Genomic DNA, 26,502 nt, shown 5'->3' with positions numbered 1-26,502 from the left:
CTCAGTCCTCGGGCAGGCTGTCGGCGACCACCGCGCCGCGCTCGCCCATCGGGCGGCGGGGGCCGCGCGTGGTGTCGGCGCAGGTCCCATGCTCGAGCTCGGCGTTGATCTTGCCGCCAAGCAGCACGACGAAAGCGGAAATCCACAGCCAGAACAACAGGATGACGACGCCGGCGAGAGAGCCGAAGGTCTCCTGGTAGCTGCCGAAATTCTCCGCGTAGATCGAAAAGCCGACCGAGGTGATGATCCACAATACGCAGGCAATCGCCGCACCGGGCGTGATCCAGCGCCATTGCGCCGGACGGCGGTCGGGGCCGAAATGGTAGATCAGCGCCACGGCGAGCATTGTGAAGCCCAGCAGCAGCACCCAGCGCAGTCCGGAGAGCAGCAGTTCCGCCGTGCGGCCGAGCGGGATCACCGCCAGCACCCCGGGCAGGACCAGCACCCCGGCGAAGGCCAGCACCAGCCCGACGATGAGCAGGAAGGTCAGCGCGATGGTGGTGAGCTTGAGCTTCACGAACCCGCGGCTCTCACGCTCGCCATAGGCCACGTTCAGCCCGGCCACGAGATTGCCCACCCCGGCGGAGGCCGAGTAGAGCGCCAGCCCGAGACCCAGAAGGGCGGCGAGTCCGAGCCCGCCCTCATCGGAGCCGGCCACGCTCTTCGCCTGGTCGATGACGATTTCGGCGGCGCGGTCGGGCAGCATGGCCGAGATCTGCTGGATCTGGTCGGTGACGTCGGCGGGCGTGAGGAACAGTCCGGCCACCGCCATCAGCGCGGTGATCGCCGGAAAGATCGCCAGCAGACCGAAAAACGCCACCCCGGCGGCGATCAGGCTGAGACGGTCCTCGCCGATGCCATCCTTCACCCTCAGAGCGGCGCTCTTCCAGCGGGCCGCTCCGAGCTCGGCGGGGCGTGTGGCGAAGGAGGTTTCAGCGGGCATGGGGGACTCCGGGCTGCGGACAGGGCGTATGAGGGTGTCGAGAGCCAACCCGGCACCCCGGCAGCGGGTTCCCGCCATTCGTGCTTGGCGGGCAATTCTCACGAAAAGCTCTCAAATATTTGTCAGCGCGTCATGTCGCCCTACTCCTCATGCGTGTGGGGCGTGCAGCTCTTCCGCCCCCTCTCCACGCATGAACAGGAGCCACTCATGTCCTATCGCCACGGCCTCACGGTCATAATGGTGTTCGCGATCGTCGCCATTGGCTGCGGTCTCTACGGCTACTTTGCCCCGCTCACCGGCGTCACCGGCGTCTGGGGGCCGCTCGCGGCGGCCTTCGGCGCGCTCTGCATCCTGATTGGCGGGGCGCTGATGGTGCGCGCCCGCAGCCGTGGCGCGCGCGTCGTGCTGATGCTGCTTCTGGCGCTCGGCATCGTGCTGACCGCATTCGCGGCCTGGTTGCTGCATCAATGGGTGATGCTGGCCGCGCTCGGCCTCTGCGCCGTGGGCTGGCTTGCCGCGGTCACCGGCCCGGAAGGAGATGTCGCATGACCCACCTGCTTCGGTCCACCGCCCTGCTGACGCTCCTGGCGCTGCCCGCCTTCGCCCAGCAGGAAGATACACCCGGCCCGACCGGCGAGCCGGAGGCTGTCGCGCCGGAAACGGCTGCGCCCGAGGCCCCGGCGGAAAGCGGTGAAGACGCGGCACCCGCCGCCGAGCCGGCTGCCCCGGAGGGCGACGGCCAGGCGGCCGAGGAGGCGGCCCCGGCGCCCGACGACGAAACCGAAGCGGTTGAAGAGGCTGCCCCGGCTCCCGAGGACGATGCGCAAGCGTCGGAGGAGGCCCCGCTCGAGACCGCTGACGATTCCGAGCCCGACGCCCCGGCCGAAACCGCGACGGCCCGCCCGTCCTCTGACGCCAAGGTGCCGATCCCCGGCACCGGCTGGCCGAGCTTCCACGGCCAGGTCTCGGGTGCGAAATATTCGCCGCTGGAGCAGATCACCCCCGAGAACGTGGGCGAGCTGGAGCTTGCCTGGCGGCTCGAGACCGGCGACGTCTCGGACGGCTCCGGGGATCTGCCGGCGACGGTCTGGTCGGCGACGCCGATCTACGCCAACGATCTGCTCTACATCGGCACGCCCTTCTACCGCGTGCTGGCGGTCGATCCCGCCACCGGCGAGGAGGTCTGGACGTTCGACAGCCAGTCGACCCTCGAGGCCCTGACCCAGCCGGCGCTGAAGAACCGTGGCGTTGCCTATTGGGAGGCCGCCGAACCGGTCGAGGGCGAAGCCTGCCAGCGCATCGTCTATCTCGGCACCATGGACGCCCAGCTCTTCGCGCTCGACGCCGATGACGGCGCGCTCTGCGAGGGCTTCGCGGAGGGCGGTGTGCTCGACGTCAACCAGTGGAACACCGTCAACGATCGCTGGCCGCTGTCGTTGCTGCAGCCGCCGACCATCGTCGGCGATCACGTGATCATCGGTTGGGCCGGCAATGACTGGGACTGGGCCGAGGCGCCTCCGGGCTCGGTGTTCTCGGTGAACGCGCAGAGCGGCGAGCTGGAATGGACCTTCGACACCATTCCCGAGGAGATCCGCGAGCGCACCGGCACCGCCAATGTCTGGACCGCGATGAGCGCCGACGAGGAGCGCGGCATCGTCTACCTGCCGGTGGCCTCGCCATCGCCCAACTACTGGGGCGGCAACCGCACCGAGGATATCCCCTACGCCACCTCCACCACGGCGCTCGACATCGAGACCGGCGAGGTGATCTGGTCGCGGCAATGGGTGCATCACGACATCTGGGACTATGACATCAACTCGGCGCCGACGCTGATGGACATCACCGTCGATGGCGAGGAGATCCCGGCGCTGATGCAGGCCACCAAGATGGGTTTCCTCTTCGTGGTCAACCGCGAGACCGGCGAGGATGTCTGGCCGATCGAGGAGCGCGCCGTGCCCGCGGGCACCATCGAGGGCGAGCGCTATCCGCCGACCCAGCCCTTCCCGACGGTGCCGGCGCCGCTGCTCGACCAGTCGAAGCTGCCCGATGTCTGGCCGATCGCCGATCTCGCCTCCTTCGGCGAGTGCTCGGCGCTTTGGGACGAGATGCAATACGAGGGCATGTACCAGCCGCCCACCACCGAGGGCGCCGGGGCCGGGGCCTACCCGAATTCCGCCGGCGTGGTGCAATGGGGCGGCGTGGGCTTCGACCCGGAGCGCCAGCTCGCGGTGGTCAATCTCAGCCACGTGGTGCAGTACATCCAGCTCTACGAGCGCGAGGAATACGACGAGATCAACGGCGCCGCGGGTCCCGGCGAGAGCGGCTTCCACCCGCAGACCGGTGCGCCCTACGGCATGTCGCTGAAAACCGCGCTGAACCGCTGGGGCATGCCCTGCTGGAAGCCGCCCTTCGGCGAGCTCGCGGCGATCGACATGAGCACCGGCGAGATCGTCTGGCGCAAGCCCTTTGGCTCGTCGCAGCGCTACGGCTTCTACATGCCCGAGATGTGGGGCTCCCCCACCATCGGCGGCCCGGCGGTGACGGCCTCGGGGCTGATCTTCATCGGTGCCACGATGGACGCCAAGGTCCGTGCCTATGACCTGCAGACCGGCGAAGAGCTCTGGGAAGACCTCACCGAGGCGCCCGCGGTGGCCAACCCGGCGATCTACGAGCACGAAGGGGCGCAATATGTGGCCTTCGTCTCGGGCGGGAACTCGATCCTGAAGCCCTCGGTGGGCGACATGGTCTCGGTCTACCGCCTGCCGGTCGAGTAACCGTCGGCTGATTGATCGGGAGGCGCGTCCGCGGGCGCGCCTCTCTTGCTGCCGTGCATTTTGCGGAGCCGTTCAGGGCGCTGCCCGGCTCGCCGCGATCGCGTTTGGCGCAGGCCTGCGAGGGTCTGCTTCGGACCGGCGGATCCGGGCTACGCCGCAGCGGCGGGAACGAAATCGCCTCTCCTCCCTTCGGAGCAATTGACGCCGCCAAGACAAGCGGCCACGCTTCTCGTCCGAGGCTGGGAGGAGGACACCCGTGCAGGGACAGGACACGGCAGAGCGCTGGCAGCGCACAGGGCCGGCTGCGCGCCGCGCGCCGGGGGGCGTCGTGGTCACCGCGATCTCGCTCTGCGGGCTGGTGCTGCTGTGGATCCTCGCCGCGACCCTGACCGCCGATCCGCAGGTCCTGCCGCAGCCCTGGGACCTGGTCGACCCGTTCCTGCGGGCGCTGCGCTCGGGCGAGTTGGTCTACCATCTCGGCCGTACGCTGGGACGGGTGGCCTGGGCCTTCGTGCTGGCGATGAGCCTCGGCATCGCGCTGGGGCTGGTGATGGGGCGCCTGCCGGCGGTGGATCGCTGGCTCGATCCCTGGCTGGTGATCTTCCTCAACCTGCCGGCGCTGGTGCTGATCGTGCTGTGCTACCTCTGGATCGGCCTCACCGAGACCGCCGCCATCGCCGCCGTCACCCTCAACAAGATCCCCAATGTCGCCACGGTGATCCGCGAGGGCGCCCGGGCGCTCGACCCGAAGCTCGACGACATGGCTGGGGTCTACCGCATGCCCTGGGCCACTCGGATGCGCCACGTGGTACTGCCGCAGCTCGCCCCCTTCATTACCGCCGCCGCACGCTCTGGCGTGGCGGTGATCTGGAAGATCGTGCTGGTGGTCGAGTTCCTCGGCCGCTCCAACGGCATCGGCTTCCAGATCCATCTCTATTTCCAGCTCTTCGACGTGGCCAACGTGCTGGTCTACGCCTTCTCCTTCATCGCGGTGATGCTGGCGGTGGAGTGGCTGGTGCTGCAGCCCTGGGAACGCCGGGTGCGGCGTTGGCGGGGCTGACCCCGCGCTGCCCCCCCGAGACAAGACAACACAACGCATAAGGCTCGCATGACCGCTCTGGAAATCAAGGATCTCGGCTACAGCTACGGCGCCAAGCGCGCCCTCGACGGGGTGAGCTTTGCCCTGCGGCCGGGCAAGTTCACCGCGCTGCTCGGCCCGAACGGCGCCGGCAAGTCGACCTTATTTGCGCTGCTCACCCGGCTCTTCGTCAGCCGCGAGGGGCGGATCTCGGTCGCCGGGCACGATCTGGCGCGCGAGCCGCGCGCGGCGCTGTCGAAGATCGGCGTGGTGTTCCAGCAGCCGACGCTGGATCTCGACATGTCGGTGATGCGCAACATGCGCTATTTCGCGGCGCTGCACGGCATCTCCGGGCGCGATGCTGATGCCCGGTCCGAGCGCGCGTTGGCCCAGCTCGGCATGGCAGAGCGGGCGGGCGAGAAGGTGCGCGACCTCAATGGCGGCCACCGCAGGCGGATGGAGATCGCCCGCGCGCTGATCCACGAGCCCGAGGTGCTGCTGCTCGACGAGCCCACGGTGGGTCTCGACTTCAAGAGCCGGCAGGCCATCGTCGAGCACGTCCACGGGCTGGCTGAACGCGGGCTCACGGTGTTCTGGGCGACCCATCTGGTCGACGAGATCCGCGATTACGACGACGTGGTGGTGCTGCACCGGGGCCGGGTGCTGGCGCACCGTGCCGCCGCCAAACTGCGCGAGGGTCGCCCGCTGGCCGAGGTCTTCATCGAGATGACCGGCGGGGAGGACGTGCGATGACCCTCTACCTCACCGCCATGCTCGCGATCATCCGGCGCGAGGCGCTGCGCTTCATCCACCAGCGTTCGCGCTTCCTCGCGGCACTGGTGCGGCCGCTGGTCTGGCTGGTGGTCTTCGCCGCCGGCTTCCGCGCGGCGCTGGGGCTGTCGATCATTCCGCCCTACCAGACCTACATCACCTACGAGGTCTATATCGTGCCCGGGCTCTGCGGCATGATCCAGCTCTTCAACGGCATGCAATCCTCGCTGAGCCTCGTCTACGATCAGGAGATGGGCTCGATGCGGCTCTTGCTGACCTCGCCGCTGCCGCGCTGGTGGCTGCTGTTCTCCAAGCTGCTGGCGGGCGTGGCGGTGTCGATCCTGCAGGTCTATGTCTTCCTCGCCATCGCCGCCGGCTTCGGCATCGTGCTGCCGCTGGCGGGCTATGCGCTGGTTTTGCCGGCGCTGCTGGTTTCGGGGCTGATGCTCGGTGCGCTGGGGCTGCTGATCTCCTCGACGATCCGCCAGCTCGAGAATTTCGCGGGGGTGATGAACTTCGTGATCTTCCCGATGTTCTTCCTGTCGACGGCGCTCTACCCGCTCTGGAAGATGGCCGAGAGCTCGACCCTGCTGCGCGACATCTGCGCCTGGAACCCGTTTACCCACGCGGTCGAGCTGATCCGCTTCGCGCTCTATGCCGAGCTCAACGGCTGGTCGCTGCTCTGGGTCTGCCTGAGCTTCGCGCTTTTCTTCGCCATGGCGCTGGTGGGCTACGATCCGTCCTACGGCATGACGCGGCGCCGCAAGGGCGGCTGAGCGCGCGCAGCGGATGGACAGCGCAACGGCCACGCACTATTTCTGCGCCATGGATTGGGATCACGAACTCGACGCGCGCGGGCTGCTCTGCCCGCTTCCGGTTTTGAAGGCGCGCAAGCGCCTGCAGGGCATGCAGAGCGGGCAGGTGCTGCGCATCGTCGCCACCGACCCGGCGGCTGTCATCGACGTGCCGCATTTCTGCACCGAGGCCGGGCACGCCTTCCTCGGCAGCACCGAGGCCGAGGACGCGCAGGTCTACCTGATCCGCAAGGCCTGATCCTGCCTCAGACCAGCCCGAAGGAGGCGTAGGGGATGTAGCGCACCGGCGAGCCGGGGGCGATCTCCATGGCGCCGTCGGGCAGCTCGACCAGCCCGTCGGCCCACGATAGCCCGCTGATCCGCCCCGAGCCTTCCGACCCGAAGACCTCCGCGTGGCCGTCTTCCGTCAACCGTGCCCGCAGGTACTCGCGCCGGCCCGGCTTCTTGCGCTTGGAGAAGGCGGCGGGGACGGTGAAGCCCCGCGGCGTGCTCCAGCCCGCGCCCGACATCAGCGACAGGGCGGGGCGGGCGAAGATCAGCGCGCAGACCAGCGCCGCCACCGGGTTGCCGGGCAGGCCGAAGACCGGGGTGCCCTCCCACATCGCCAGCGCCAGAGGCCGTCCCGGCTTCAGCGCGATGCGCCAGCTCGACAGCGTGCCGCGCTCGCGCAGCAGGGCCGAGACGTGATCCTCGTCGCCCGCCGAGGCGCCGCCGGAGGTCAGGATGACATCGGCCTTGCGCGCGCCTTCGGCGAGCCGCGCGGCGATCTGCGCGCGGTCGTCGGGCACGTGGCCCAGATCCACCGCCTCGCACTGCCAGCCCGAGGCCAGCGCCAGCAGCATGGGGCGGTTGGCGTCCCAGATCTGGTGCGGTTCGGCGGGGCGGTCGGGAGAGGCGATGATCTCGTCGCCGGTCGAGAGCACGCCAACGCGCAGCGGGCGGTGCACCGGCAGCTCACTGATGCCGAGCGCCGAGGCGAGCGCCAGATCGGGGGCGCGCAGGCGGCGGCCCTTCGGCAGAGCAGGCGCGCCGGCGGCCACGTCCTCGCCATCCTTGCGGGTGTTGGCGCGGGGCTTCGCGGGTCCGTCGAAGACCACGGTGGTGCCGTCGGTATTGGTGTCTTCCTCGAGCACCACGGTGTCGACCCCCTCGGGCAGGATCGCTCCGGTCAGGATGCGGATGGCGTGGCCCTTGGAGACGGCGTGCGGGTAGGGCTGGCCGGCGGCGGCGCGGCCCGCCACCAGCGGCAGGCGCTGGATGCCATCGCCGGTGGCCGCGTGGGCAAAGCCGTAGCCATCCACCGCCGAGTTGGGCATCGGCGGGTTCGAGCGTTTCGCCGCCACATCCGCCGCCAGCACCCGGCCCGCGGCGCGCGAGGTCGGCAGGGTCTCGAGGCCCGTAACCGGGTGCAGCGCATCGCGCAGCTTGGCCAGCGCTTCGTCGACCGGCACCCAGGCAACGCCTTGCGGCATGGCAAAGCAATCATCGCGGAGGCGGGGCGGCATCAGGTCGGAGTCGGACATGTCTTTCAAGGCGTTGGGCGGAGGGAAGGCGGCGCGGGCGGCGGCTTCGAGCAGGGTCTCGTGGCCCAGCCCGAGGATCCAGCCCTCCTCGGCATCGCCCTCGCGGGTCATGGCGTCAAGCTGGCGCGGCTCGAGCTGGGCCAGCGCGCCGGCGAGCACGCGGACCTGGGCGCGGTCCTTGATCTCGTTCTCTTCCGTCAGCGCCGCCACGGTGGGCGCGATCAGCGATGGGAAGAGCTCGACGAGGGTGATGGGCGTATCGTGGCGCTCGAACGGGCGCACGGCGAGATCGGCGCCGAAGCGGTCGCGCAGCGATTGCAGTCGGGCGATGCCGAGCAGCGCCTGCGAGCCGACCGAGCCGGTGGTGAAGAGCTTCCAGACCGGCTGCGCGCCCTTGGCCCGGTCGCAGGCGCGGCGCTCGGTCATGCCGTGGCCGTCGCGCAGGGTGCCCTTGCTCGGCAGGCGCGGGTCGTCGAGGCTCTCCGGGCAGCCCCAGAACGGGCCGATGCCGGGGAAGAGATCGTTGAGCGCTGCGGCGACGTCGAAACGGTTGTTGGCGTTGTCGGGGGTGTCTTCGATGCGGTCGCTCAGGGCGCGCCAGAGCGCCAGGGGGTCGGGTGTGCCGCAGACGGCTTTCGCAAAGCCGCGCGGGTAGCCGAAGGGGAAGTCGAAGCCGGCCAGCACCCGACGCCCGGCGGCGCGCTCGGCTTCGAAGAGCGCGGCGAGGGTCTCGGAGGCGTCGTGGCGGGTGCGGTGGTAGCTGGTCTCGACCTCTGCCGCGCCCCGGCGCGCGACGCCGATCCAGATCGCGTCTTTCGAGGGCTTCGCAGGCGAAGGCGACGAGGCTCCGGACCAGTCGATCACGGCGATGGTGTCGAAGCTCACAGCCCCACCTCGCGCAGGATGAAATCGGCGATGGCGGTGGTGTCGTCGAGATCGAAGCAGGGCAGGGCGGTCTCGATCAGGCTGTCGGCGGCGACGGCGCGGATGCTCGGATTGTCGGGTGAGAGCAATGGCTTGCCGGTCTCGGCGCGGTGCGCCTCGATCTTGGGATGGGCCTCACGCTTGTAGCCCTCGATCATGATCAGATCGACGGGCGAGAGCTTGCCGAGCAGCTCGGAGAGCGGCGGCTCGGGCGCATCGCGCAGTTCGTGCATCAAGGCCCAGCGGTGGGGCGAGGCGAGCAGCACCTCCCGGGCGCCGGCCTCGCGGTGGCGAAAGCTGTCGCGGCCGGGCTGGTCGACATCGGTGCTGTGATGGGCGTGCTTGATCGTCGAGACGGTGAAGCCGCGCGCGCTTATCTCGGACACCAGCCGCTCCATCAGGCCGGTCTTGCCGCAGTTCTTGCTGCCGGTGACGCCGTAGATCCTCATGCGGCGAGCTCGCGCGCCCGGTCGAGATCCTCGGGCGTGTTGACGTTGAAGAACGGGTCGAAGGGCTCGGCGGGGAACAGCGCCTCGCCGGCGCCGTGGCGGTCGGTCCAGAGCACGACCTTGCGCAGCCCGTCCTGCAGCGCGGCGCGCAGGTCGTCGGCCAGCGCCACCGGCCAGAGGCCGAAGGTGGGGTGGCGGTTGATCCGCTTGCCGCCGCCGGATTTCAGCGCCTCGTCGCCCGAGCGCGGCGTGCAGGCCAGCGCCAGCGGATGCGGCGCACCTTCCGCGGCGAGCAGCAGGTGCGGCACCAGATCGCAGGGGAAGAACGGCGTGTCGGCGGCGACGGTGACGATGCTGTCGGCGCCCTGCTCGGCTGCCCAGTCGAGACCGGCGAGCACGCCCGCGAGCGGCCCCGGAAAGCCCGCGATGCTGTCGGGCAGCACCGGCAGGCCGTAGCTCTCGAAGCGCGCCGCGTCACCATTGGCGTTGAGCGCCAGCTCGGCCACCTGCGGCGCCAGCCGGTCGATCACCCGCTGCAAGAGCGGCGCGCCGCCGATCTCCAGCAAGCCCTTGTCGCCGCCACCCATGCGCGTGGCGAGCCCGCCCGCGAGGATGACCCCGAGCGGCTGTTGCACGGCCCGGCTCATTCCGCGGCCTTCCGGCGCGATTTGCGGTCTTCGTCGGGGATGCTCGCCGGGTCGACATCGCGCAAGAGCCGCTCCTCACCCGAGAGGCAGACGAAGCGCTGGCCGCGCATCCGGCCGATCAGCGTCAGCCCCACCTGCCGGGCGATCTCGACGCCCCATGCGGTGAAGCCCGAGCGCGAGGCGAGCACCGGGATTCCCATAAGCGCGGTTTTGATCACCATCTCCGAGGTCAGCCGGCCGGTGGTGTAGAGGATCTTGTCCTCCGCTCCGATCCCGTGGCGAAACATGAAGCCCGAGATCTTGTCGACCGCATTATGCCGTCCGACATCCTCCATGTAGACCAAGGGTTTGTCGCCTTGGCACAGCACGGTGCCGTGGATCGCGCCGGCCTCGAGATAGAGCGAAGGCGTGGTGTTGATTTCCTTGGCAAGCGCATAGAGCCACGAGCTGCGCACCTGCGCGTCCGGCAGGGTGAGCCCCTCGAGCCCCTCCATCATGTCGCCGAAGACCGTGCCCACGGCGCAGCCCGAGGTACGGGTCTTCTTCTGCACCTTCTCCTCGTAGGAGGTCTCGCGTGCGGTGCGCACCACCACGGTCTCGATCTCGTCGTCGTAATCGACGCCGGTCACCACGTCATCGGCGCGCAGCATGCCCTGATTGCGCAGGAACCCCAGCGCCAGATACTCGGGATGGTCGCCGATGGTCATCGCGGTGACGATTTCCTGCCGGTTGAGATAGATCGTCAGCGGGCGCTCCTCGACCACCGCGATCTCGGTCGGAGCGCCGGTCTGGTCGGTGCCCGCGATGCGCCGGGTGAGACGCGGATCGGTGGGGGTGGGGAGCAGCGGCAAGTCTGGCATGGGTTGGATTTTCTTGCCTCCTCTGGCCTGTGCGCCGGGCATCTTGTAACGTGCTCCGACCAGTTGCAAGGGGATGGGCATGCTTGGATACGTGACGGGCCTTGGCCGCGGCGAGGTCGACGGCCTGATGCGCGAGGTGGCGCAGCGTTTGCGCGCCGATGGGCTGCCGCTTGCGGGCGCGGTGCAGCACAATATCGAGACCGGGCCCGACACCAAGTGCCACATGGATCTCGAGGTTCTGACCGGCACCGACGTGGTGCGCATTTCCCAGGATCTCGGCGCGCTGTCGCGCGGCTGCCGGCTCGATCCGCAGGGGCTCGAGCGGGTGGTGGGGCTGGTCAGCGCCGGTCTCGACAAGGGCGCGGCGCTGCTGCTGGTCAACAAGTTCGGCAAGCAGGAGCTCGACGGGCGCGGCTTTCGCCCGGTGATCGCGGAGGCGATCGGGGCCGGGGTGCCGGTTCTGGTGGCGGTAAACCAGACCAACCTGCCGGGCTTCCTTGCGTTTGCCGAGGAGCTGGCCGAGCCTCTGCCCTCCGAGCCGGACGCGGTCACCGACTGGTGCCTGGCGCGGATCCGCGAGGCGGCGGCGGCGTGAGCCGACCGCGCCGCGGCGGGGCCTGAAAGACATATCCCGAGCGCCTGACATGAGACGGGCCGCGCAGCTCTGCCGCGCGGCCCGTCTCGTTCGTGATGAGGGCGGGGATCAGCCGTCGCTGCCGCCCGCGTCCCTGCCGTCGGAGACGACGTGGAAGGGCTGGGTCGCGCCCGATTTCGACTCGCCCAGGTAGATCGTCTGGTGCGGGAAGGGGATCTCGATGTTGCGCGCGTCGAACACCTCTTTCAGCACGCCGTTATAGGCCCGGCCGACGCCCCACTGGGTGCCCGGAACGCACTTGATCCGCGCCCGCACCACGACGGCGCTGTCGCCGAAGGCGTTGATGCCGAACCATTCGAGATCGCCCATGATGTTGGCCGCCTGATCGGGATCTTCGCGCAGCTGCTCGAAGGCGTCGAGCATGGCCTGCTTCACCTCGTCGATGTTCTCGCGATAGGCCACGCCCATGTCGCAGACGAAATAGCCGAACTCGCGCATGAAGTTGGTCACCATGTCGACCGACGAGAACGGGATCAGGTGATAGGCGCCGCTAACGTCGCGCAAACTCACCGAGCGGATGGTCAGTTTCTCGACCACGCCGGTGGTGCTGCCCGCGGTGACAACGTCGCCCACGTTCATCGCGTTCTCGAACTGGATGAAGATGCCGGTGATGATGTCCTGCACCAGCTTCTGGGCACCGAAGCCGATGGCGAGGCCCAGCACCCCGGCGGAGGCCAGCAGCGGCGCGATGTCGAGGCCGATCTCGGAGAGCACGAACATCAGCGTGATCACCACCAGAGCGATCGTCGCGGCGTTGCGCAGCAGGGTGAGCAGGGTCTGCTCGCGCGAGGTCGCCACGGAGCCGTATTCCGGGTTGAGCCGGTAATCGACCCAGGAGGTCATGCCGACCCAGATCGCGAAGGAGACCAGCAGCACCGCCACGACCGAGAAGATCGTCCCGGTCACCTCGCGGCCGAATTGCCCGGCCATCCAGCCGCGCAGGTCTATCAGGCTGATGGCGTTGAGCGCAAAAACCACCACGAGGGCGAAGATCACCAGCCGTAGAACGAAGAGGGCCTTGGGCACGAAGGTGTTGAGCCGGCGCTCCAGCGCGGGCAGGCGGGCGTTGACGGTGTCTGGCAGTTGCACGCCGTTGACCATCGTGCGTGTCATCACGCCCGAGATCGCCACGCCGAGGATCGCCACGAGAAGCACCTGCCCGGAATTGATCAGCGAGCGGAAAGCCGCGTCGCCGGGCTGGACCAGCACCAGAACGAGCATCACCAGCAGGTAGAGCAGGGCGGGGATGTGCCAGTTGCGGGCCAGCACCTGCAAGCCGCTGCGTTTCTTGGGCTCGGGCTCCGGAGTGCCCATGGGAAACTCCTCGGGAGCGCCGGAAACGACCGGCTCGCCCTCGTCCTCGAGCCGCTTCTCGCGCGCGACATCGCCGGCGCTGCGGCCGCCGCGCTCGAGCCAGTCGGCCACCCGGCGGCGCTTGCGCAGCACCATCCAGATCGCCAGGGCGACCACGATTAGGGCGATCAGCGCCGAGACGGCGCGTCCGGCGGCGAAGGAGATGTTGGTGTTGAGGATCGGTACGATCAGCAGCTGGCCATAGCCCACCAGCCCGACCATGAAGTTGAGTCGGCTGGAGAGGTATTTCGCCGAGCCGTCGGAGACCGGCAGCGGGCGCAGGCTGCTCGAGGACGGCGACAGGATCAGCCGCACGCCGACCTTGGCCAGCTCGACCAGCAGGAAGGCGTTGAGGTAGAGCGTCTGGCGGATGCCGATCTCGCCGAAATTGCCGAGGAAGAGCGTGGCGATCAGGTAGCCCGCCGCCCAGGCAACGATGACGATCAGCGCGTCGATCAGCGCCGAGGCCATGAAGAGCAGTGCGGTGCGCAGCGCGCCACTGGCCTCGGCCTTGGCATCCATGCGGGCGTAGAGCGATTTGCCGAAGCGCCGCAGCAGGAGGAACACCGCGACGGTCACCGCGATGATCAGCGCCAGCTGCTTGGCGGCCTCGAGCAGAACACCCGCCTCGCCGCCGCTGAGCCCCTCGAAGACCATCGGCGCGCGGGTGATCTGGGTCCAGGCGCTTTCGAGCCCGGAGGCGATGTCCTGCGCCGCTTCCTGGGTGACCAGAGCGATCCGGCGGCTGAACGAGAGCTCCTCGGGCGGCGCGTCGTCGCCGGCGAGCGTGTCGACGATCTGGTCGTCGACCGGGGTCTCGGCCTCGGTCTGGGCCGCGCGCAGCTCTTCGATCAGGGCGGCGCGGCTGTCGTCGTTCTCGATCACGTCGAGCAGCAGCTCGAGGTTGCTCGGCGCGGGCGTTGAGGTGTCGGCCTCTTGGGCCAGTGTCGGTGTCGGGAAGATGGCGCTGCAAACAAGCGCCGCGAGGATCAGCATCGCTGCGATCCAGCGTCTCGGAAAGGTCATGTCACCACGTTTCTTGGCTTTTGAGTTTCGGACATGTCCCGCTTGCCTGGCACTCCGCGGGCACGATGGGCGGCCACCTAGCTTATCTGGCGCTGAAGGCCAGCCCGCATCGCCCTTCGAGAGCCCGGTGTTGCAGCAATGCGCGGGCAATGTGTGGGCGCAAACATCGGTTTCGGTGGCACCTCGGGCGGGCTTCGCGCTATGGCTCGCGCATCCGCGCCCGTGCCGCGCCCTCACAGGAGATTCCGATGACCTTCCAGAGCCAGCCCACCCTGTCCGAGATGTCCGAGGCCGAGCGCCGCGCCCGCGAAGAGCTCGCCGCCTGCTACCGCCTCGCGGCGCTGCACAAGTTCACCGACCTGATCTACACCCACATCACCGCCCGGGTCCCGGGCGAGGACGGCCATTTCCTCATCAACCCCTATGGCTGGCGCTGGGAAGAGATCACCGCCTCCTCGCTGGTCAAGATCGACGTCGACGGCAACAAGGTCGACGGCAGCCCGCACCGGGTCAACCCGGCGGGATTCACCATCCACTCCGCAGTCCACATGCACCGTCATGATGCGGCCTGGATCATGCACACCCACACCCGCGCGGGCGTCGCGGTGTCGTGCATGGAAGACGGCCTGCTGCCGCTCAACCAGATCTCGCTGCAGTTTCACAACCGCATTGCCTACCACGATTTCGAGGGCATCGCGCTCGATCTCGAGGAACGCGAACGCATCGTGGCCGATTTCGGCGATCATCCGGTTCTGGTGCTGCGCAATCACGGGCTCATCGCGACGGGGGGCAGCGCGGCGGAGATGTTCAACAACATGTTCTACCTGGAGCGCGCCTGCGAGATTCAGGTCGCGGCGACCTCTTCGGGGCAGAAGCTCCGCCTCGTCGATGACGAGATCGCACACCGCGTTCACGGCCAATACGTCCAGATGAACGAAGAAGATGGCGACCTGCAGCTCGAGTGGGAGGCGCATCTGCGCTCCATCGACGGCCTGGGCAGCGACTACCGCGCCTGAAGCGCGGCCGGGCAGGCGGGGATCACTCCGCCGCCTGCCTCAGGCTCGCGATCAGGTGGTGGAATTTCTCGCCCTGCACAGCGACATGGCTCTTGAGCGCCGCCGCCGCCGCCTTGGCATCGCCGGCCTCGAGCGCATCGACGATGGCCTCGTGCTCGGCCATCGACTGCGCCAGCCGACCCCTCACGCGCAGTTGCAAGCGCCGGAACGGCTGTAGCCTCCGGTGCAGGCGGCGGCTCTCCTGCTCGAGAAAGCCGTTGCCGGACTGGCGGTAGAGAATGCCGTGGAAGCACTCGTTCTCGCGGTAATAGGCATCGGTGTCGCGCGCCTCCACAGCCTGCTGGCAGCGCGCATTGGCGGCGCGCAGATCCTCGAGCGCCGCGTCGGTGATGCGCGCGGCGGCAAGCTCGCCGCAGAGCGCCTCGAGTGCCGCCATCACTTCGAACATCTCGATGAGTTCGACCGGGCCGGGCTGGCGCACGAAGACGCCCCGACGCGGGATCTGCTCCGCCAGCCCCGACAGCGCCAGCCGCTGGAAGGCCTCGCGCAGCGGCGTGCGCGAAACGTTGAAGCGCTCGGCCAGCTGGGATTCGTCGAGCCGCTCGCCATCGGCGAAGGAGCCGTCGAGGATCAGGCTCTCAAGCTCGTCAGCAATGATGTCCGAACGCTTTCTTTCCATGGCGCGATCCTATAGCGGCGGCGTCTGGCCGACAAGATTGTAATTCTTGTATACAAAAAACTTGACTGAAAAAACAATCATTGCGAGGTTGGGCCTCGACCGGGGGCACAACCCGGTCAACTCTGGGAGGAGAAACCATGAAGTTTACCAAGACCCTCGCGGCCGCCGCCGCGACCGTTCTGCTTGGCACGTCCGCCTTGCACGCCACCGAGCTGCGCCTGTCGCACCAGTTTTCCGAGAGCGACCTGCGCCACAAGGTGGCCCAGATGGTGGCCGACGAGGTCGCCGCTGCCGATGTCGATCTCGACATCAAGATTTTCCCGACGCAATCGCTGTTCAAGGCGCGCGAGCAGTACAAGCCGCTGGCCCGTGGGCAGGTCGACATGATCGTCTTCCCGCTGGCCTATGCCGGCGGCCTGCGCAACGCCTACAACCTGACCCTGATGCCGGGGCTGGTGAAGAACCACGATCACGCCGCGCGCCTCAACGACAGCGAGTTCATGGACGAGATCGAGTCGATCCTCAACGAGGATGACGTGATGACGCTGGTGCACGGCTATCTCGCGGGCGGCTTTGCCGGCACCGAAGGCTGCATCACCGCGCCCGACGACGTTCAGGGCAAGCAGACCCGCGCCGCGGGCAAAGCCTTCGAGCAGATGCTGGCCGGTGCAGGCGCCTCGATCGCCTCGATGTCCTCGGCAGAGATCTATAACGCCATGCAGACGGGCGTTCTGGACGCGGCCAATACCTCTTCGTCGTCCTTCGTGTCGTATCGCATCTACGAGCAGGTCGCCTGCTTCACCCCGGCGGGCGAATACGCGCTGTGGTTCATGTACCAGCCGCTGCTGATGACCAAGTCGACCTTCGAGGGCCTGACCGAAGAGCAGCAGCAGGCGCTGCTCGACGCATCGGCCAAGGCCGAGGCCTATTACCTCGAAGAGGCCAAGGCGCAGGACAGCAACGCGCGCGACGTGTTTGCCGAGAACGGTGTCGAGATCGCCGAGATGACCGAGGAAGAGTTCAACGCCTGGCAGGAGATCGCCAAGGAGACCGCCTACAAGGCCTTCCTCGAAGGCTCGCCGGACGGCCAGCGCCTTCTCGATCTCGCGCTCAGCGTCGAGTGACCTGACCGGGCGGGCCCGAACCGGCCCGCCCCATTCCGACCCTGACAGAAAGCGCCGCGCGCCCGCGCCCCGGGCAGCGCTCTCGGCGCCCTTTCCCTGACGCCTGACAAGAAAGCCCCGACATGTCCGGTTCCCTACACGCCATTCCCTCGGCCCGGCACGGCGGCAACCCCGTGCTGCGGCTGATCGGGCTGCTCAGCCGCATCTGCGGCATCGTGGCCGCCCTGATGATTGTCGCGGCGGTGGTGATCACCTGCCAGATGATCTTTGTTCGCTTCGTCCTCAACGGCTCCACCATCTGGCAGACCGAGGGCGTCACCTACATCGTCATCGCCGCCACCATGCTGGGCCTGCCATATGTGCAATACCTGCGCGGCCACGTGAACGTCGACCTCCTGCCGCTGATGCTGGCGCCGGGCCTGCGCCGGGCGCTCGCCGTCGTAGTGATGCTCGCCACGCTCGCCGTCTCTGGCGGCATGCTGTGGTACGGCTACGAGTTCTGGCACGAGGCCTGGGACTGGGGCGAGACCTCGAACTCGCCGTGGAACCCCAAGCTCTGGGTGCCCTACCTTGCGCTCCCGCTGGGCTTCGGCCTCTACACCCTGCAGGTGGCCGCCGATTTCTACGCCATGCTAACCGGCATCGAGAAGCCCTTCGGCCTCAACGAAGACGCCACCCTCACCGAAACCCACGCCGCCGACGCGGCCAGCGAAAGGGCCGATTGATGGATCCGCTCACCCTTGGCGCGCTCGTCGCCGTCCTGACCATCGCCGTGCTGTTCTCGGGGATCTCGGTTGCCGCCGGCCTGCTGGTGGTCTCGGCGGGCTTCCTGATCGTCTTCGACGGCATGTCCTCGCTGTCGCTGATCCCGGAGATCTTCTTTGGCAAGCTCGACAATTTCGCCCTGCTCTCGATCCCGATGTTCATCATCATGGGCGCCGCCATCGCCTCGACCCGCGCCGGCGCCGATCTCTACGAGGCGCTCGAGCGCTGGCTGACCCGCATTCCCGGCGGGCTCGTGGTGTCGAACCTCGGTGCCTGCGCTCTCTTTGCGGCGATGTCGGGCTCCAGCCCCGCGACCTGCGCCGCCATCGGCAAGATGGGCATCCCGGAGATGCGCAAGCGCGGCTATCCCGATGGCGTCGCCGCGGGCTCCATCGCCGCCGGCGGCACGCTCGGCATCCTCATTCCGCCCTCGGTCACGATGATCGTCTACGGCATCGCCACCGAGACCTCGATCGGACGCCTGTTCCTCGCCGGCGTGGTGCCGGGGCTGATGCTGGTCGGCCTCTTCATGCTGTGGTCGCTGTGGTCGACCTGGCGCTCGGGCGAGGCCTCGGTGCTGTCGGCGGGCAGCTACACGTGGCGCGAGCGCATGGAGATCCTGCCCCGCGTGCTGCCCTTCGTGGCGATCATCATCGGCGTGCTCTACGCCATGTATGGCGGCATCGCGACACCCTCGGAGACGGCTGCGGTGGGCGCGCTGCTCTGCCTCGTCATCGCGGTGGTGATCTACAAGCTGTGGGATCCGCGGGCGATCTGGGTGATCCTGCGCGACAGCACCAAGGAGTCGGTGATGATCCTGTTCATCATCGCCGCCGCGGGCGTCTTCTCCTACATGCTGTCCTCGCTCTTCATCACGCAGGCCATCGCGGAGTGGATCGGCACGCTCGACGTCAACCGCTGGGTGCTGATGGGCACGATCAACGTCTTCCTGATCATCGCGGGCTTCTTCCTGCCCCCGGTGGCGGTGATCCTGATGGCGGCGCCGATCCTGCTGCCGATCATCACCACCGCCGGCTTCGATCCGATCTGGTTCGCCGTGGTGCTGACGATCAACATGGAGATCGGCCTGATCTCGCCGCCGGTCGGCCTCAACCTCTACGTCATCAACGGCATCGCGCCCGACATCTCGCTGCGCACCATCCTCGTGGGGTCGCTGCCCTTCGTGGCCTGCATGGTGCTGGCGATCGTGCTGCTGTGCCTGTTCCCGGGGCTTGCCACCTGGCTGCCCGATCTCGTGATGGGGGTTGCGCTATGACCATTCTCGCCGATCTTCTCTCGACGGTGTTCGAGCGCCGCTACCGCATCGGCGGCAGCGCCAAGCCCGACAACCGCCCGCTCGAGGCGCTGACCTCCGATCTCATCGGCGCCTCCGGCGAGGTCTCGGGCCAGACCGTGGCGCGCAGCATCCTCGAGCGCTACGAGGGCATGGACGACGACGCCAAGATCGCCTTCTTCCGGCATCTGGCGCAGGACATGACCATCGACGCCGAGGCGGTGCGCAGCGCGCTTGACGCCTATGAGCAGGGCCAGAGCAAATCGAGCTACCGCGCCTTCATGGAGGCCTCCGAGCCGCCGCGGCAGGAGTTGATCCGCCGCCTCAACCAGGTGCCGGGGGCGACGCAGGCGCTGGTGCACATGCGCGCCGACCTGCTGCGCCTGAGCCGCGGCGACGACACGCTGCAGGCGCTCGATCTCGACTTCCGGCACCTGTTTGCGAGCTGGTTCAACCGGGGCTTTCTCGTGCTGCGCCCGATGAACTGGGACAGCCCGGCGCAGATCCTCGAGAAGATCATCGCCTACGAAGCGGTGCACGCCATCGACAGCTGGGACGACCTGCGCCGCAGGCTCGAGCCGGAAGACCGGCGCTGCTTTGCCTTCTTTCATCCCGCGATGCCCGACGAGCCGCTGATCTTCGTCGAGGTGGCGCTGACCAAGGGCGTGCCAGGCTCGATCCAGACGCTGCTGGCCGAGGAGCGCGACAAGATCGCGCCGCAGGAGGCCGACACCGCGGTCTTCTACTCGATCTCGAACTGCCAGTCGGGGCTGGCGAGCATCTCCTTCGGCAATTCGCTGATCAAGCAGGTGGCCGCCGATCTCGCGCTCGAGCTGCCGCAGCTCGGCACCTTCGTCACCCTCTCGCCGATCCCGGGCTTCACCCGCTGGCTCGAGGCCGAGGGTCATGCCCATGATCCCTCTGACGATGCCCGGATGATGCAGCTCGCGGCCTATTACCTGACCCATGCGCGGCGCGGCAACGGCGCCCCGCAGGACCCGGTCGCCCGCTTCCATCTCGGCAACGGCGCGCTGGTCCACAAGGTCCATGCCCGCGCCGATACCTCCGACAAGGGCATGGCCCAGTCGGGCGGCGTGATGGTGAACTACCTTTACGACCTCGCGCGCGTGTCGCAGAACCACGAACATTTCGCAGCCTCCTACCAGATCGCGGCCTCGCCCGAGATCCGCTCGCAGGCCGCGAATGCTGAAAAATCCTTCGGATAGGAGCCAGATCCATGCCGAACCCGTTGTATGACCGCCTCTTCGGAGCCCATGCCGGACAGACCACCCCGTTCCTGATGCTGGCCGATGGCCGCGTGCTGAGCCATGCCGACTTCCTCGGCCTCGCAGCGCGCTTCGCGCATGTCATCGCCGATCTCGGCGTCGCCCCCGGCGAGCGCCTTGCGGCGCAGGTCGACAAGTCGCCCGAGGCGCTGGCGCTCTATGCCGCCTGCGTGCAGGCCGGCGTGGTCTTCCTGCCGCTCAACACCGGCTACACCGTCGAGGAGCTGACCTATTTCATCGAGAACAGCGGCGCGTCGCTGGTGGTCTGTGCAACCAAACGCGAGGCCGGGCTGCGCCCGGTGGCCGAGGGGCTCGGCGCGCAGCTTCTGACGCTCGACGCGGATGGTGCGGGCAGTCTCAGCGACGCCGCCGCCGGCAAGCCCGACACCTTCGACACCGTCGATCGCGACGGCGAGGATCTGGCGGCCTTCCTCTACACCTCGGGCACCACCGGGCGCTCGAAGGGGGCGATGCTGACGCAGAACAACCTGCTCTCCAACGCCGAGACGCTGGTCGAGCACTGGCGCTTCACAAGCGATGACGTGCTGCTGCACGCGCTGCCGATCTTCCACACTCACGGGCTTTTCGTGGCGTCCAACATCATGCTTCTGGCGGGCGGGGCGATGGTCTTTTTGCCGAAGCTCGACATCGACCAGCTCATCGAGTGGATGCCGAAGGCCACGTCGATGATGGGGGTGCCGACCTTCTACACCCGCCTGCTCGACGATCCGCGCTTCACGCGCGAGCTGGCACAGCACATGCGGCTCTTCGTGTCGGGCTCCGCGCCGCTGCTGTCGGACACGCACGAGAAGTTCGAGGCCCGCACCGGGCACCGCATCCTCGAGCGCTACGGAATGACCGAAACCAACATGAACACTTCCAACCCCTATGACGGCGAGCGCCGCGCCGGCACGGTGGGCTTTCCGCTTCCCGGGGTCGAGCTCAAGATCACCGATCCCGAGACCGGCGAGGAGGTCGCGCAGGGCGAGGTCGGCCAGATCGAGGTGCGCGGCCCGAACGTCTTCAAGGGCTACTGGAAGATGCCGGAGAAGACCGCCGAGGAGCTGCGCGCGGACGGCTTCTTCATCACCGGCGATCTCGGCACGCTCGACGCGGATGGCTACGTGCAGATCGTCGGGCGCAACAAGGACCTGATCATCTCGGGTGGCTACAACATCTATCCCAAGGAAATCGAGATGGTGATCGATGACCAGCCGGGCGTGCTGGAATCGGCGGTCATTGGCATCCCGCACGCGGATTTCGGTGAGACGCCGCTGGCGCTGGTGGTGGCCGAGCCTGGCGCGACCCCGGATCTCGACGCCATTGCCGCGACGGTGAAGGGCGCGCTGGCGCGTTTCAAGCATCCGCAGCGCTACGAGATCATCGATGCACTGCCGCGCAACACCATGGGCAAGGTTCAGAAAAACCAGCTGCGCGAAAGCTATAGCTAAGAGACGTCGCGTCTTCCGCTTCGACCTTGTGGGGATGGGGGAGAGGGGGGAGGCGCGGCGACCCTCAGGGAGGAGGAGAGAGGGTCGCCGCTGATTCCCAGGCTCAGGGAGGAGGAGAGAGCCTCAGGAAACTTGCTGAACATCTATCAATGTTCGTTGCAGTACATTTGGAGCATCCTCCCGAGACGTTCAACACACGAGGCTGCAGACCCGCTTTGCGGTATGTGCATGGCAGAGACCCGACCTGCCGAAATTGCCGACGCGGCTACGCAGTTTCCCGGAGTTTTCCGCCGCCAGATTGGGCAGTTCTTGTTTGATGGCGTGGATCCTCGGTTGCCCTAGCGGCAGCTTCGTGATGGCGGACCGTCTCGACGCGGGCCGCCCACCTCGCGGCGTTGCTCAGCGATTGGGCAGGCAGCAGCGCAAGGCCGGGGAACCGGCCGCTCGCGGCGCCAACAGGCGCCCTGTCTCTCCGGCAAAGACCGATTCCCGTTCCTGGTGCGCTGTCGCCGTAACCGGCCCGGCGGAGCGCCTTTCACCGCGACCAATGGGCGCGCTGCCCCGGCAAAAACGCACACTGACTGTGCGCGGATTGCCCGAAGGGGCGATCATGGTGAACGTTCGGGCATTAAAAGGTGACCGCTCAGGCCCAATATTCATTGGGCTTTCAAACTATATTTGCTGGCTCTCGCGCGTCACTGTGCATGCCCGAGCTGGTCAGCGCCGCTGGCCATATCGCTTTTGCAAGCCCACACAATCGCTTGCTTGCCCCCCTGCCGCGGCCTAGGTCCGACGCAGTGCATAGTTAGCGCACATACGTTCCACCCATACCGGCAGGACATTCTACATGACCGATCTCCCCGGATACCCGAGCCGACGCAATTTCCTCAAAGCGTCGGCGGCAGGTGTCGCTCTCTCCGGTCTGGCCGCCCAAGCGAAAGCGCAGGAGACCACGCCCCCCGTTCCCCTCGAAGAGTATGACCGCTCCTATCTGACCGCAGATGAGTGGGCCTTCGTGATGGCCGCGAGCGCGCGGCTGATCCCCTCCGAAGGCGATGGCCCCGGCGCCATCGAGGCCCGCGTGCCTGTCTTCATCGACCTCCAGCTTGCCGGCGATTACGGCAGTGCTGACGACTGGTACATGGAAGGCCCGCACGATCCCGATGCCGAGCCCGCCCGTGGCTGGCAGACACCGCTGAGCCCGGCCGAGATCTACCGCCAGGCGATCCCCGCCTTCGACGCCTGGTGCCAGGAAACCCACGGCGCGGCCTTCGCCGAGCTCTCCGAGGAGCTGCAGGACGCGGCGCTGACCGCGCTGCAGAACGGCGATGTCGGGCTTGCCTCCGAGATCCGTGACTTCTTCACCATCCTGCTGGCCAACACCAAGGAAGGCTACTTTGCGGACCCGCAATACGGCGGCAACCACGAGATGCAGTCCTGGGTCTATATCGGCTTCCCGGGCGCCCGCGCGGCCTATCGCGCCTGGCCCGAGCGCCACAATGAAAAATACCCGCTCGGTCCGGTCTCGATCAGCGGCGAAAGGGCATAACACATGGCACGTCAGGAAAAGAAAAAGGACGTGGTCATCGTCGGCCTCGGCTGGACCGGCTCGATCGCAGGCATCGAGCTGGCACAGGAAGGGCTCGACATCGTCGCGCTGGAGCGCGGCCATGACCAGAACACCGTCCCGAATTTCGAATACCCGCAGCAGATCGACGAGCTGAAATATGGCGTCCGTCTGAAGATGATGCAGAAGCCGTCGCAGCAGACGCTGACCGTGCGCCGCGATGGCGGCGAGACCGCGCTGCCCTACCGCTCGCTGGGCTCGTTCCTGCCCGGCAACGGCGTCGGCGGCGCCGGCACGCACTGGAACGGCCTCAACTGGCGTCCGCAGGAAATCGAGCTGAAGCTGCGCAGCCACGTGGTCGAGAACTGGGGCGAAGAGATCATCCCCGAGGGCATGAACCTCGGCGATTACCCGGTGAGCTACGACGAGCTCGAGCCGTTCTTCACCCAGTTCGAGAAGGTCGCCGGCATCTCCGGTCAGGCCGGCAATCTCAACGGCGAGATCCGCGAGGGCGGCAACCCGTTCGAGGGCTGGCGTTCGGAAGACTACCCGATGCCGCCGATGCCGACGACCTATGACAGCGCCAAGTTCCGCGACGCCGCCGCGGCGATGGGCTATCACCCGTTCCACGCCCCCGCCGGCATCGCCTCCACGTCCTACGTGAACCCGTATGGCATGCAGATGGGCCCCTGTAACTTCTGCGGCTTCTGCGAGCGCTACGGCTGCTACCAGTATTCCAAGTCCTCGCCGCAGACAGCGATCCTCGGCGCGCTCAAGCGCTACCCGAATTTCGAGTACCGCACCCAGTCCGAGGTGCTGCGCGTGGAGCTGGCGGCAGATGGCCAGACCGCGACCGGCGTCACCTACTGGGATGACGTGGCGCAGGAAGAGGTCTTCCAGCCCGCCGACATCGTCATCCTGTCGAGCTACCAGCTCAACAACGTGCACCTGATGCTGCTTTCGGGTCTGGGCGAGGCCTACAACCCGCTGACCGGCGAGGGCACGCTGGGCAAGAACTACGCCTACCAGATGAACGGCGGCGTCACGATGTTCTTCCGCGACGAGGAGTTCAATCCCTTCGTTGGCCATGGTGCAAACGGCGTCTGCATCGATGATTTCTCGATCAGCCAGAACGATTTCGGCGCCGAGGGCTTCATCGGGGGCTCCTACTGGCGCTCGGGCACGTTCAACGGCCAGCCGATCCGCAACATGCCGCTGCCCAAGGGCACGCCGAGCTGGGGCGCGGGCTGGAAGCAGGCGATCGGCGAGAATTACGGCCATGCCATGTCGATCGGCTCGCACGGCTCGCACATGTCCTACGCCAACAACCACCTCGACCTCGATCCGACCTACACCGACCGGCATGGCCGGCCGCTGATGCGGATGACGTTCAACTGGCAGGACAACGACCTGAAGATGAACCAGTTCATGAAGTCGAAGATGGAGCCGCTGGCGGCCTCGATGAACCCCGACCTGATGCAGTCGGGCTTCAAGGGCGAGGGCGCGATGTATGACGTGCGTCCCTACCAGACCACCCACAACACCGGCGGCCACATCATGGGCGAGACCGCCCGCGAGGGCGCGGTCAACCGCTACAGCCAGAGCTGGAAGGCGCACAACGTCTTCGCGATGGGCGCGGGCAACTTCGTGCAGAACACCCAGTACAACCCGACCGGTCTGGTCGGCGGTCTGGCCTATCACACGGTGAACGCCATCCGCACCCAGTACCTGTCCAACCCGCGTCCGCTGGTCTGAGGAGAATTTCGATGAAAACCTTTCTCCGTATCGTCGCGGGCCTCGTCGCGGTCGGCGTGATCGCGCTTCTGGCCTTCATCTTCGTGCCGGTGCAGCGCACCGAGCCGACAGAGGCGCTGGCCGCCGACTGGGAGCCGGCAGAGGGGCAGGGCGAATACGTCCTGAACGCCTCGGACTGCGTCGCCTGCCACACTTCGGATGATGGCGAGAGCCTCGCCGGCGGTCGCGCCATCGCCAGCCCGATGGGCACGATCTGGTCGACCAACATCACCCCCGATTCCGAGACCGGGATCGGCGACTGGACCTTTGCCGAGTTCCGCGCCGCGATGATCGACGGGCTCGAGCCCGACGGCACCCATCTCTACCCGGCGATGCCCTACGAGAACTACCGGCTGATGACCGAGGAGGACCTCCGCGCCCTCTACGAGTACATCATGACAGAGGTCGAGCCGGTCTCGAACGAGGTGCCGGAAACCGAGCTGAGCTTCCCGTTCAACCTGCGCTTCGGCATCCGGGCGTGGAACTGGCTGGCGCTGACCCACGGTCCGGGCTTCACCCCGGCGGATGTGTCGGAGCTGCAGCAGCGTGGCCAGTACCTCGTCGAGGGGCCGGGCCACTGCGCCGCCTGCCACAGCCCGCGCAACACCTTCATGGCGCAGGACGGCGTGACCGCCGACGAGGACAGCTTCCTCGCAGGCGGCGTGATCGACGGCTGGAACGCCCCGGCGCTGCGCGGTGAGGGCACGGACCTCTCCCAGTGGTCGGTGGGCGAGCTTGCCGCCTATCTCGCCACCGGCCGCAACGCCCATTCCACCGCCAATGGCGAGATGGGTCTGGTGGTCGAGCACTCGCTGCAGAAGCTGACCGACGAGGACAACCTCGCCATGGCCGCCTTCCTGAAGGGCATCGACGGCGACGCGGTGGACCTGCCGGAGAGCTTCGCCGCGGCCTCGGGCGCGCTCGAGGTGCCGGGTGCGGATAGCGCCGGCGAGGCGACGACCACGATGCTGGCTTCGGCCGATCCCGACATGCCGCTCGGCGCGCGCCTCTACATGGACAACTGCGTCGGCTGCCACTTCGCGACCGGCAAGGGCGCGCCGGAAATCTTCCCCGAGCTGCAGGGCAACTCGCTGGTGGTGGGGTCCGAGACCATGCCACTGATCTCGGTGATCCTCAACGGTGCCGAGGTGCCCTCGACCGCCAAGCGTCCGATGGCGCTGCGGATGCAGGGCTATGCCGACCGCATGTCGGATGACGAGGTGGCCGAGCTCGCGACCTGGCTGCGCGGGGCGTGGGGCAACGAGGCCTCCCCCGTGAGCGCCGCAGACGTGGCGGCGGTGCGCGAGGCCGATCACGGGCACTGAGCCTTCCGGCAGAGATCAGAGAGGGGGCCGTGGCGGAGACGCTTCGGCCCCTTGTCCTTTCCGCAAAGTGACCCGCTGCTTGCACTGGCGTTCGTGCGGAAATCCCGCGGGGGGGCATGGCCATAGGCCGCCTCTCACGCGTCGCATTCCGCGATGTGATGCCGGCAGGCGTCTGCGAGTAGGGGCCGAGAGGCGCGCCATCGGTCATGCTAGGAGCATGCCTTCGCCATGATCCGCCCGCCGGTCCGGCGATTTGGTGACGCTGGGCGCTCAGTTTCGAGGTCTTTCGGATTTGGCCGGGATACTGCGAGGGCTTCCCCAGTCGGCGCGCCGATCGGTGGCCCGACGATGCGCGGCTTGCGCCGACCTCGGAGTGGGCGCGG

Annotated in this window: 23 protein-coding genes; 16 read left to right on the top strand and 7 right to left on the bottom strand. The window is 67.6% G+C overall.

Annotated features, from left to right (window positions below; translation table 11 throughout):
* Position 1: 1 nt before the first annotated feature.
* Positions 2 to 943, bottom strand: a complete 942-nt coding sequence (locus KUV62_RS14445) for a YihY/virulence factor BrkB family protein (protein ID WP_222604428.1) — start codon at positions 941 to 943, stop codon at positions 2 to 4.
* Between the two features lie 207 nt (positions 944 to 1,150).
* On the opposite strand from KUV62_RS14445, the gene KUV62_RS14440 reads away from it, so the two are divergent.
* The 6 genes from KUV62_RS14440 (at position 1,151) to KUV62_RS14415 (ending at position 6,619) form a co-directional block, all read left to right on the top strand.
* Positions 1,151 to 1,492 (top strand): hypothetical protein, encoded by a 342-nt coding sequence (locus KUV62_RS14440; protein ID WP_261395670.1) that lies wholly within the window; start codon positions 1,151 to 1,153, stop codon positions 1,490 to 1,492.
* Complete coding sequence (locus KUV62_RS14435) at positions 1,489 to 3,717, top strand: pyrroloquinoline quinone-dependent dehydrogenase (protein WP_222604427.1); 2,229 nt, start codon at positions 1,489 to 1,491, stop codon at positions 3,715 to 3,717. The genes KUV62_RS14440 and KUV62_RS14435 overlap by 4 nt, the downstream gene beginning before the upstream one ends.
* Before the next feature lie 256 nt (positions 3,718 to 3,973).
* Entirely contained in the window at positions 3,974 to 4,777 is an 804-nt protein-coding gene (locus KUV62_RS14430) for an ABC transporter permease (RefSeq protein ID WP_315901588.1), read from the top strand.
* A gap of 48 nt (positions 4,778 to 4,825) precedes the next feature.
* Positions 4,826 to 5,548 (top strand): ABC transporter ATP-binding protein, encoded by a 723-nt coding sequence (locus tag KUV62_RS14425; RefSeq protein ID WP_222604426.1) that lies wholly within the window; start codon positions 4,826 to 4,828, stop codon positions 5,546 to 5,548.
* Positions 5,545 to 6,342 (top strand): ABC transporter permease, encoded by a 798-nt coding sequence (locus KUV62_RS14420; protein ID WP_222604425.1) that lies wholly within the window; start codon positions 5,545 to 5,547, stop codon positions 6,340 to 6,342. Before KUV62_RS14425 ends, KUV62_RS14420 begins: the two co-directional genes overlap by 4 nt.
* 13 nt (positions 6,343 to 6,355) lie before the next feature.
* Positions 6,356 to 6,619 (top strand): sulfurtransferase TusA family protein, encoded by a 264-nt coding sequence (locus KUV62_RS14415; protein ID WP_410000860.1) that lies wholly within the window; start codon positions 6,356 to 6,358, stop codon positions 6,617 to 6,619.
* A gap of 7 nt (positions 6,620 to 6,626) precedes the next feature.
* On the opposite strand, the gene glp is transcribed toward KUV62_RS14415, so the two are convergent.
* From glp to KUV62_RS14395, 4 genes are read right to left on the bottom strand one after another with little or no spacing between them, the layout of a single operon-like run.
* Entirely contained in the window at positions 6,627 to 8,789 is a 2,163-nt protein-coding gene (gene glp, locus KUV62_RS14410) for a gephyrin-like molybdotransferase Glp (RefSeq protein WP_222604424.1), read from the bottom strand.
* Entirely contained in the window at positions 8,786 to 9,277 is a 492-nt protein-coding gene (gene mobB, locus KUV62_RS14405; RefSeq protein ID WP_222604423.1) for a molybdopterin-guanine dinucleotide biosynthesis protein B, read from the bottom strand. The genes glp and mobB overlap by 4 nt, the downstream gene beginning before the upstream one ends.
* Entirely contained in the window at positions 9,274 to 9,924 is a 651-nt protein-coding gene (gene mobA, locus KUV62_RS14400) for a molybdenum cofactor guanylyltransferase MobA (RefSeq protein WP_222604422.1), read from the bottom strand. The genes mobB and mobA overlap by 4 nt, the downstream gene beginning before the upstream one ends.
* The gene (locus KUV62_RS14395; RefSeq protein WP_222604421.1) at positions 9,921 to 10,784 is read right to left on the bottom strand and encodes a formate dehydrogenase accessory sulfurtransferase FdhD; all 864 of its coding nucleotides are present in this window, start codon (positions 10,782 to 10,784) and stop codon (positions 9,921 to 9,923) included. Before KUV62_RS14395 ends, mobA begins: the two co-directional genes overlap by 4 nt.
* Positions 10,785 to 10,863: 79 nt before the next feature.
* Between KUV62_RS14395 and KUV62_RS14390 the strand changes: the two genes are divergently transcribed.
* On the top strand, positions 10,864 to 11,379 hold the full coding sequence (locus KUV62_RS14390; protein ID WP_222604420.1) for a DUF2478 domain-containing protein: 516 nt from the start codon (positions 10,864 to 10,866) through the stop codon (positions 11,377 to 11,379).
* Between the two features lie 108 nt (positions 11,380 to 11,487).
* Here KUV62_RS14390 and KUV62_RS14385 read toward each other — a convergent pair whose 3' ends face one another.
* Positions 11,488 to 13,818: a mechanosensitive ion channel domain-containing protein gene (locus KUV62_RS14385; RefSeq protein WP_222604419.1), complete on the bottom strand. Its 2,331-nt coding sequence runs from the start codon at positions 13,816 to 13,818 to the stop codon at positions 11,488 to 11,490.
* A gap of 248 nt (positions 13,819 to 14,066) precedes the next feature.
* On the opposite strand from KUV62_RS14385, the gene KUV62_RS14380 reads away from it, so the two are divergent.
* Complete coding sequence (locus KUV62_RS14380) at positions 14,067 to 14,834, top strand: class II aldolase/adducin family protein (protein WP_222604418.1); 768 nt, start codon at positions 14,067 to 14,069, stop codon at positions 14,832 to 14,834.
* A 22-nt stretch (positions 14,835 to 14,856) separates the two neighbouring features.
* On the opposite strand, the gene KUV62_RS14375 is transcribed toward KUV62_RS14380, so the two are convergent.
* Positions 14,857 to 15,513 (bottom strand): GntR family transcriptional regulator, encoded by a 657-nt coding sequence (locus KUV62_RS14375; protein WP_222604417.1) that lies wholly within the window; start codon positions 15,511 to 15,513, stop codon positions 14,857 to 14,859.
* A 137-nt stretch (positions 15,514 to 15,650) separates the two neighbouring features.
* On the opposite strand from KUV62_RS14375, the gene dctP reads away from it, so the two are divergent.
* From dctP to KUV62_RS14335, 8 genes are all read left to right on the top strand, one after another.
* Positions 15,651 to 16,637, top strand: coding sequence for a TRAP transporter substrate-binding protein DctP (gene dctP, locus KUV62_RS14370; RefSeq protein WP_222604416.1), 987 nt, complete (start codon positions 15,651 to 15,653; stop codon positions 16,635 to 16,637).
* A gap of 122 nt (positions 16,638 to 16,759) precedes the next feature.
* Positions 16,760 to 17,362: a TRAP transporter small permease gene (locus KUV62_RS14365; protein ID WP_222604415.1), complete on the top strand. Its 603-nt coding sequence runs from the start codon at positions 16,760 to 16,762 to the stop codon at positions 17,360 to 17,362.
* Positions 17,362 to 18,678: a TRAP transporter large permease gene (locus KUV62_RS14360; protein WP_222604414.1), complete on the top strand. Its 1,317-nt coding sequence runs from the start codon at positions 17,362 to 17,364 to the stop codon at positions 18,676 to 18,678. The genes KUV62_RS14365 and KUV62_RS14360 overlap by 1 nt, the downstream gene beginning before the upstream one ends.
* Positions 18,675 to 19,922: a malonyl-CoA decarboxylase gene (locus tag KUV62_RS14355; RefSeq protein WP_222604413.1), complete on the top strand. Its 1,248-nt coding sequence runs from the start codon at positions 18,675 to 18,677 to the stop codon at positions 19,920 to 19,922. The genes KUV62_RS14360 and KUV62_RS14355 overlap by 4 nt, the downstream gene beginning before the upstream one ends.
* A gap of 11 nt (positions 19,923 to 19,933) precedes the next feature.
* Positions 19,934 to 21,433, top strand: coding sequence for a malonate--CoA ligase (locus KUV62_RS14350; protein ID WP_222604412.1), 1,500 nt, complete (start codon positions 19,934 to 19,936; stop codon positions 21,431 to 21,433).
* Positions 21,434 to 22,280: 847 nt separating this feature from the next.
* The gene (locus KUV62_RS14345; protein WP_222604411.1) at positions 22,281 to 22,982 is read left to right on the top strand and encodes a gluconate 2-dehydrogenase subunit 3 family protein; all 702 of its coding nucleotides are present in this window, start codon (positions 22,281 to 22,283) and stop codon (positions 22,980 to 22,982) included.
* A 3-nt stretch (positions 22,983 to 22,985) separates the two neighbouring features.
* Positions 22,986 to 24,755, top strand: coding sequence for a GMC family oxidoreductase (locus tag KUV62_RS14340; RefSeq protein ID WP_222604410.1), 1,770 nt, complete (start codon positions 22,986 to 22,988; stop codon positions 24,753 to 24,755).
* Positions 24,756 to 24,766: 11 nt separating this feature from the next.
* Entirely contained in the window at positions 24,767 to 26,119 is a 1,353-nt protein-coding gene (locus KUV62_RS14335; RefSeq protein WP_222604409.1) for a cytochrome c, read from the top strand.
* The last annotated feature ends 383 nt before the right edge of the window (positions 26,120 to 26,502 follow it).

The sequence above is a fragment of the Salipiger bermudensis genome, assembly GCF_019801965.1.
GTDB classification, from domain to species: domain Bacteria; phylum Pseudomonadota; class Alphaproteobacteria; order Rhodobacterales; family Rhodobacteraceae; genus Salipiger; species Salipiger bermudensis_A.
This window is presented reverse-complemented; position numbering and strand designations above follow the sequence as displayed.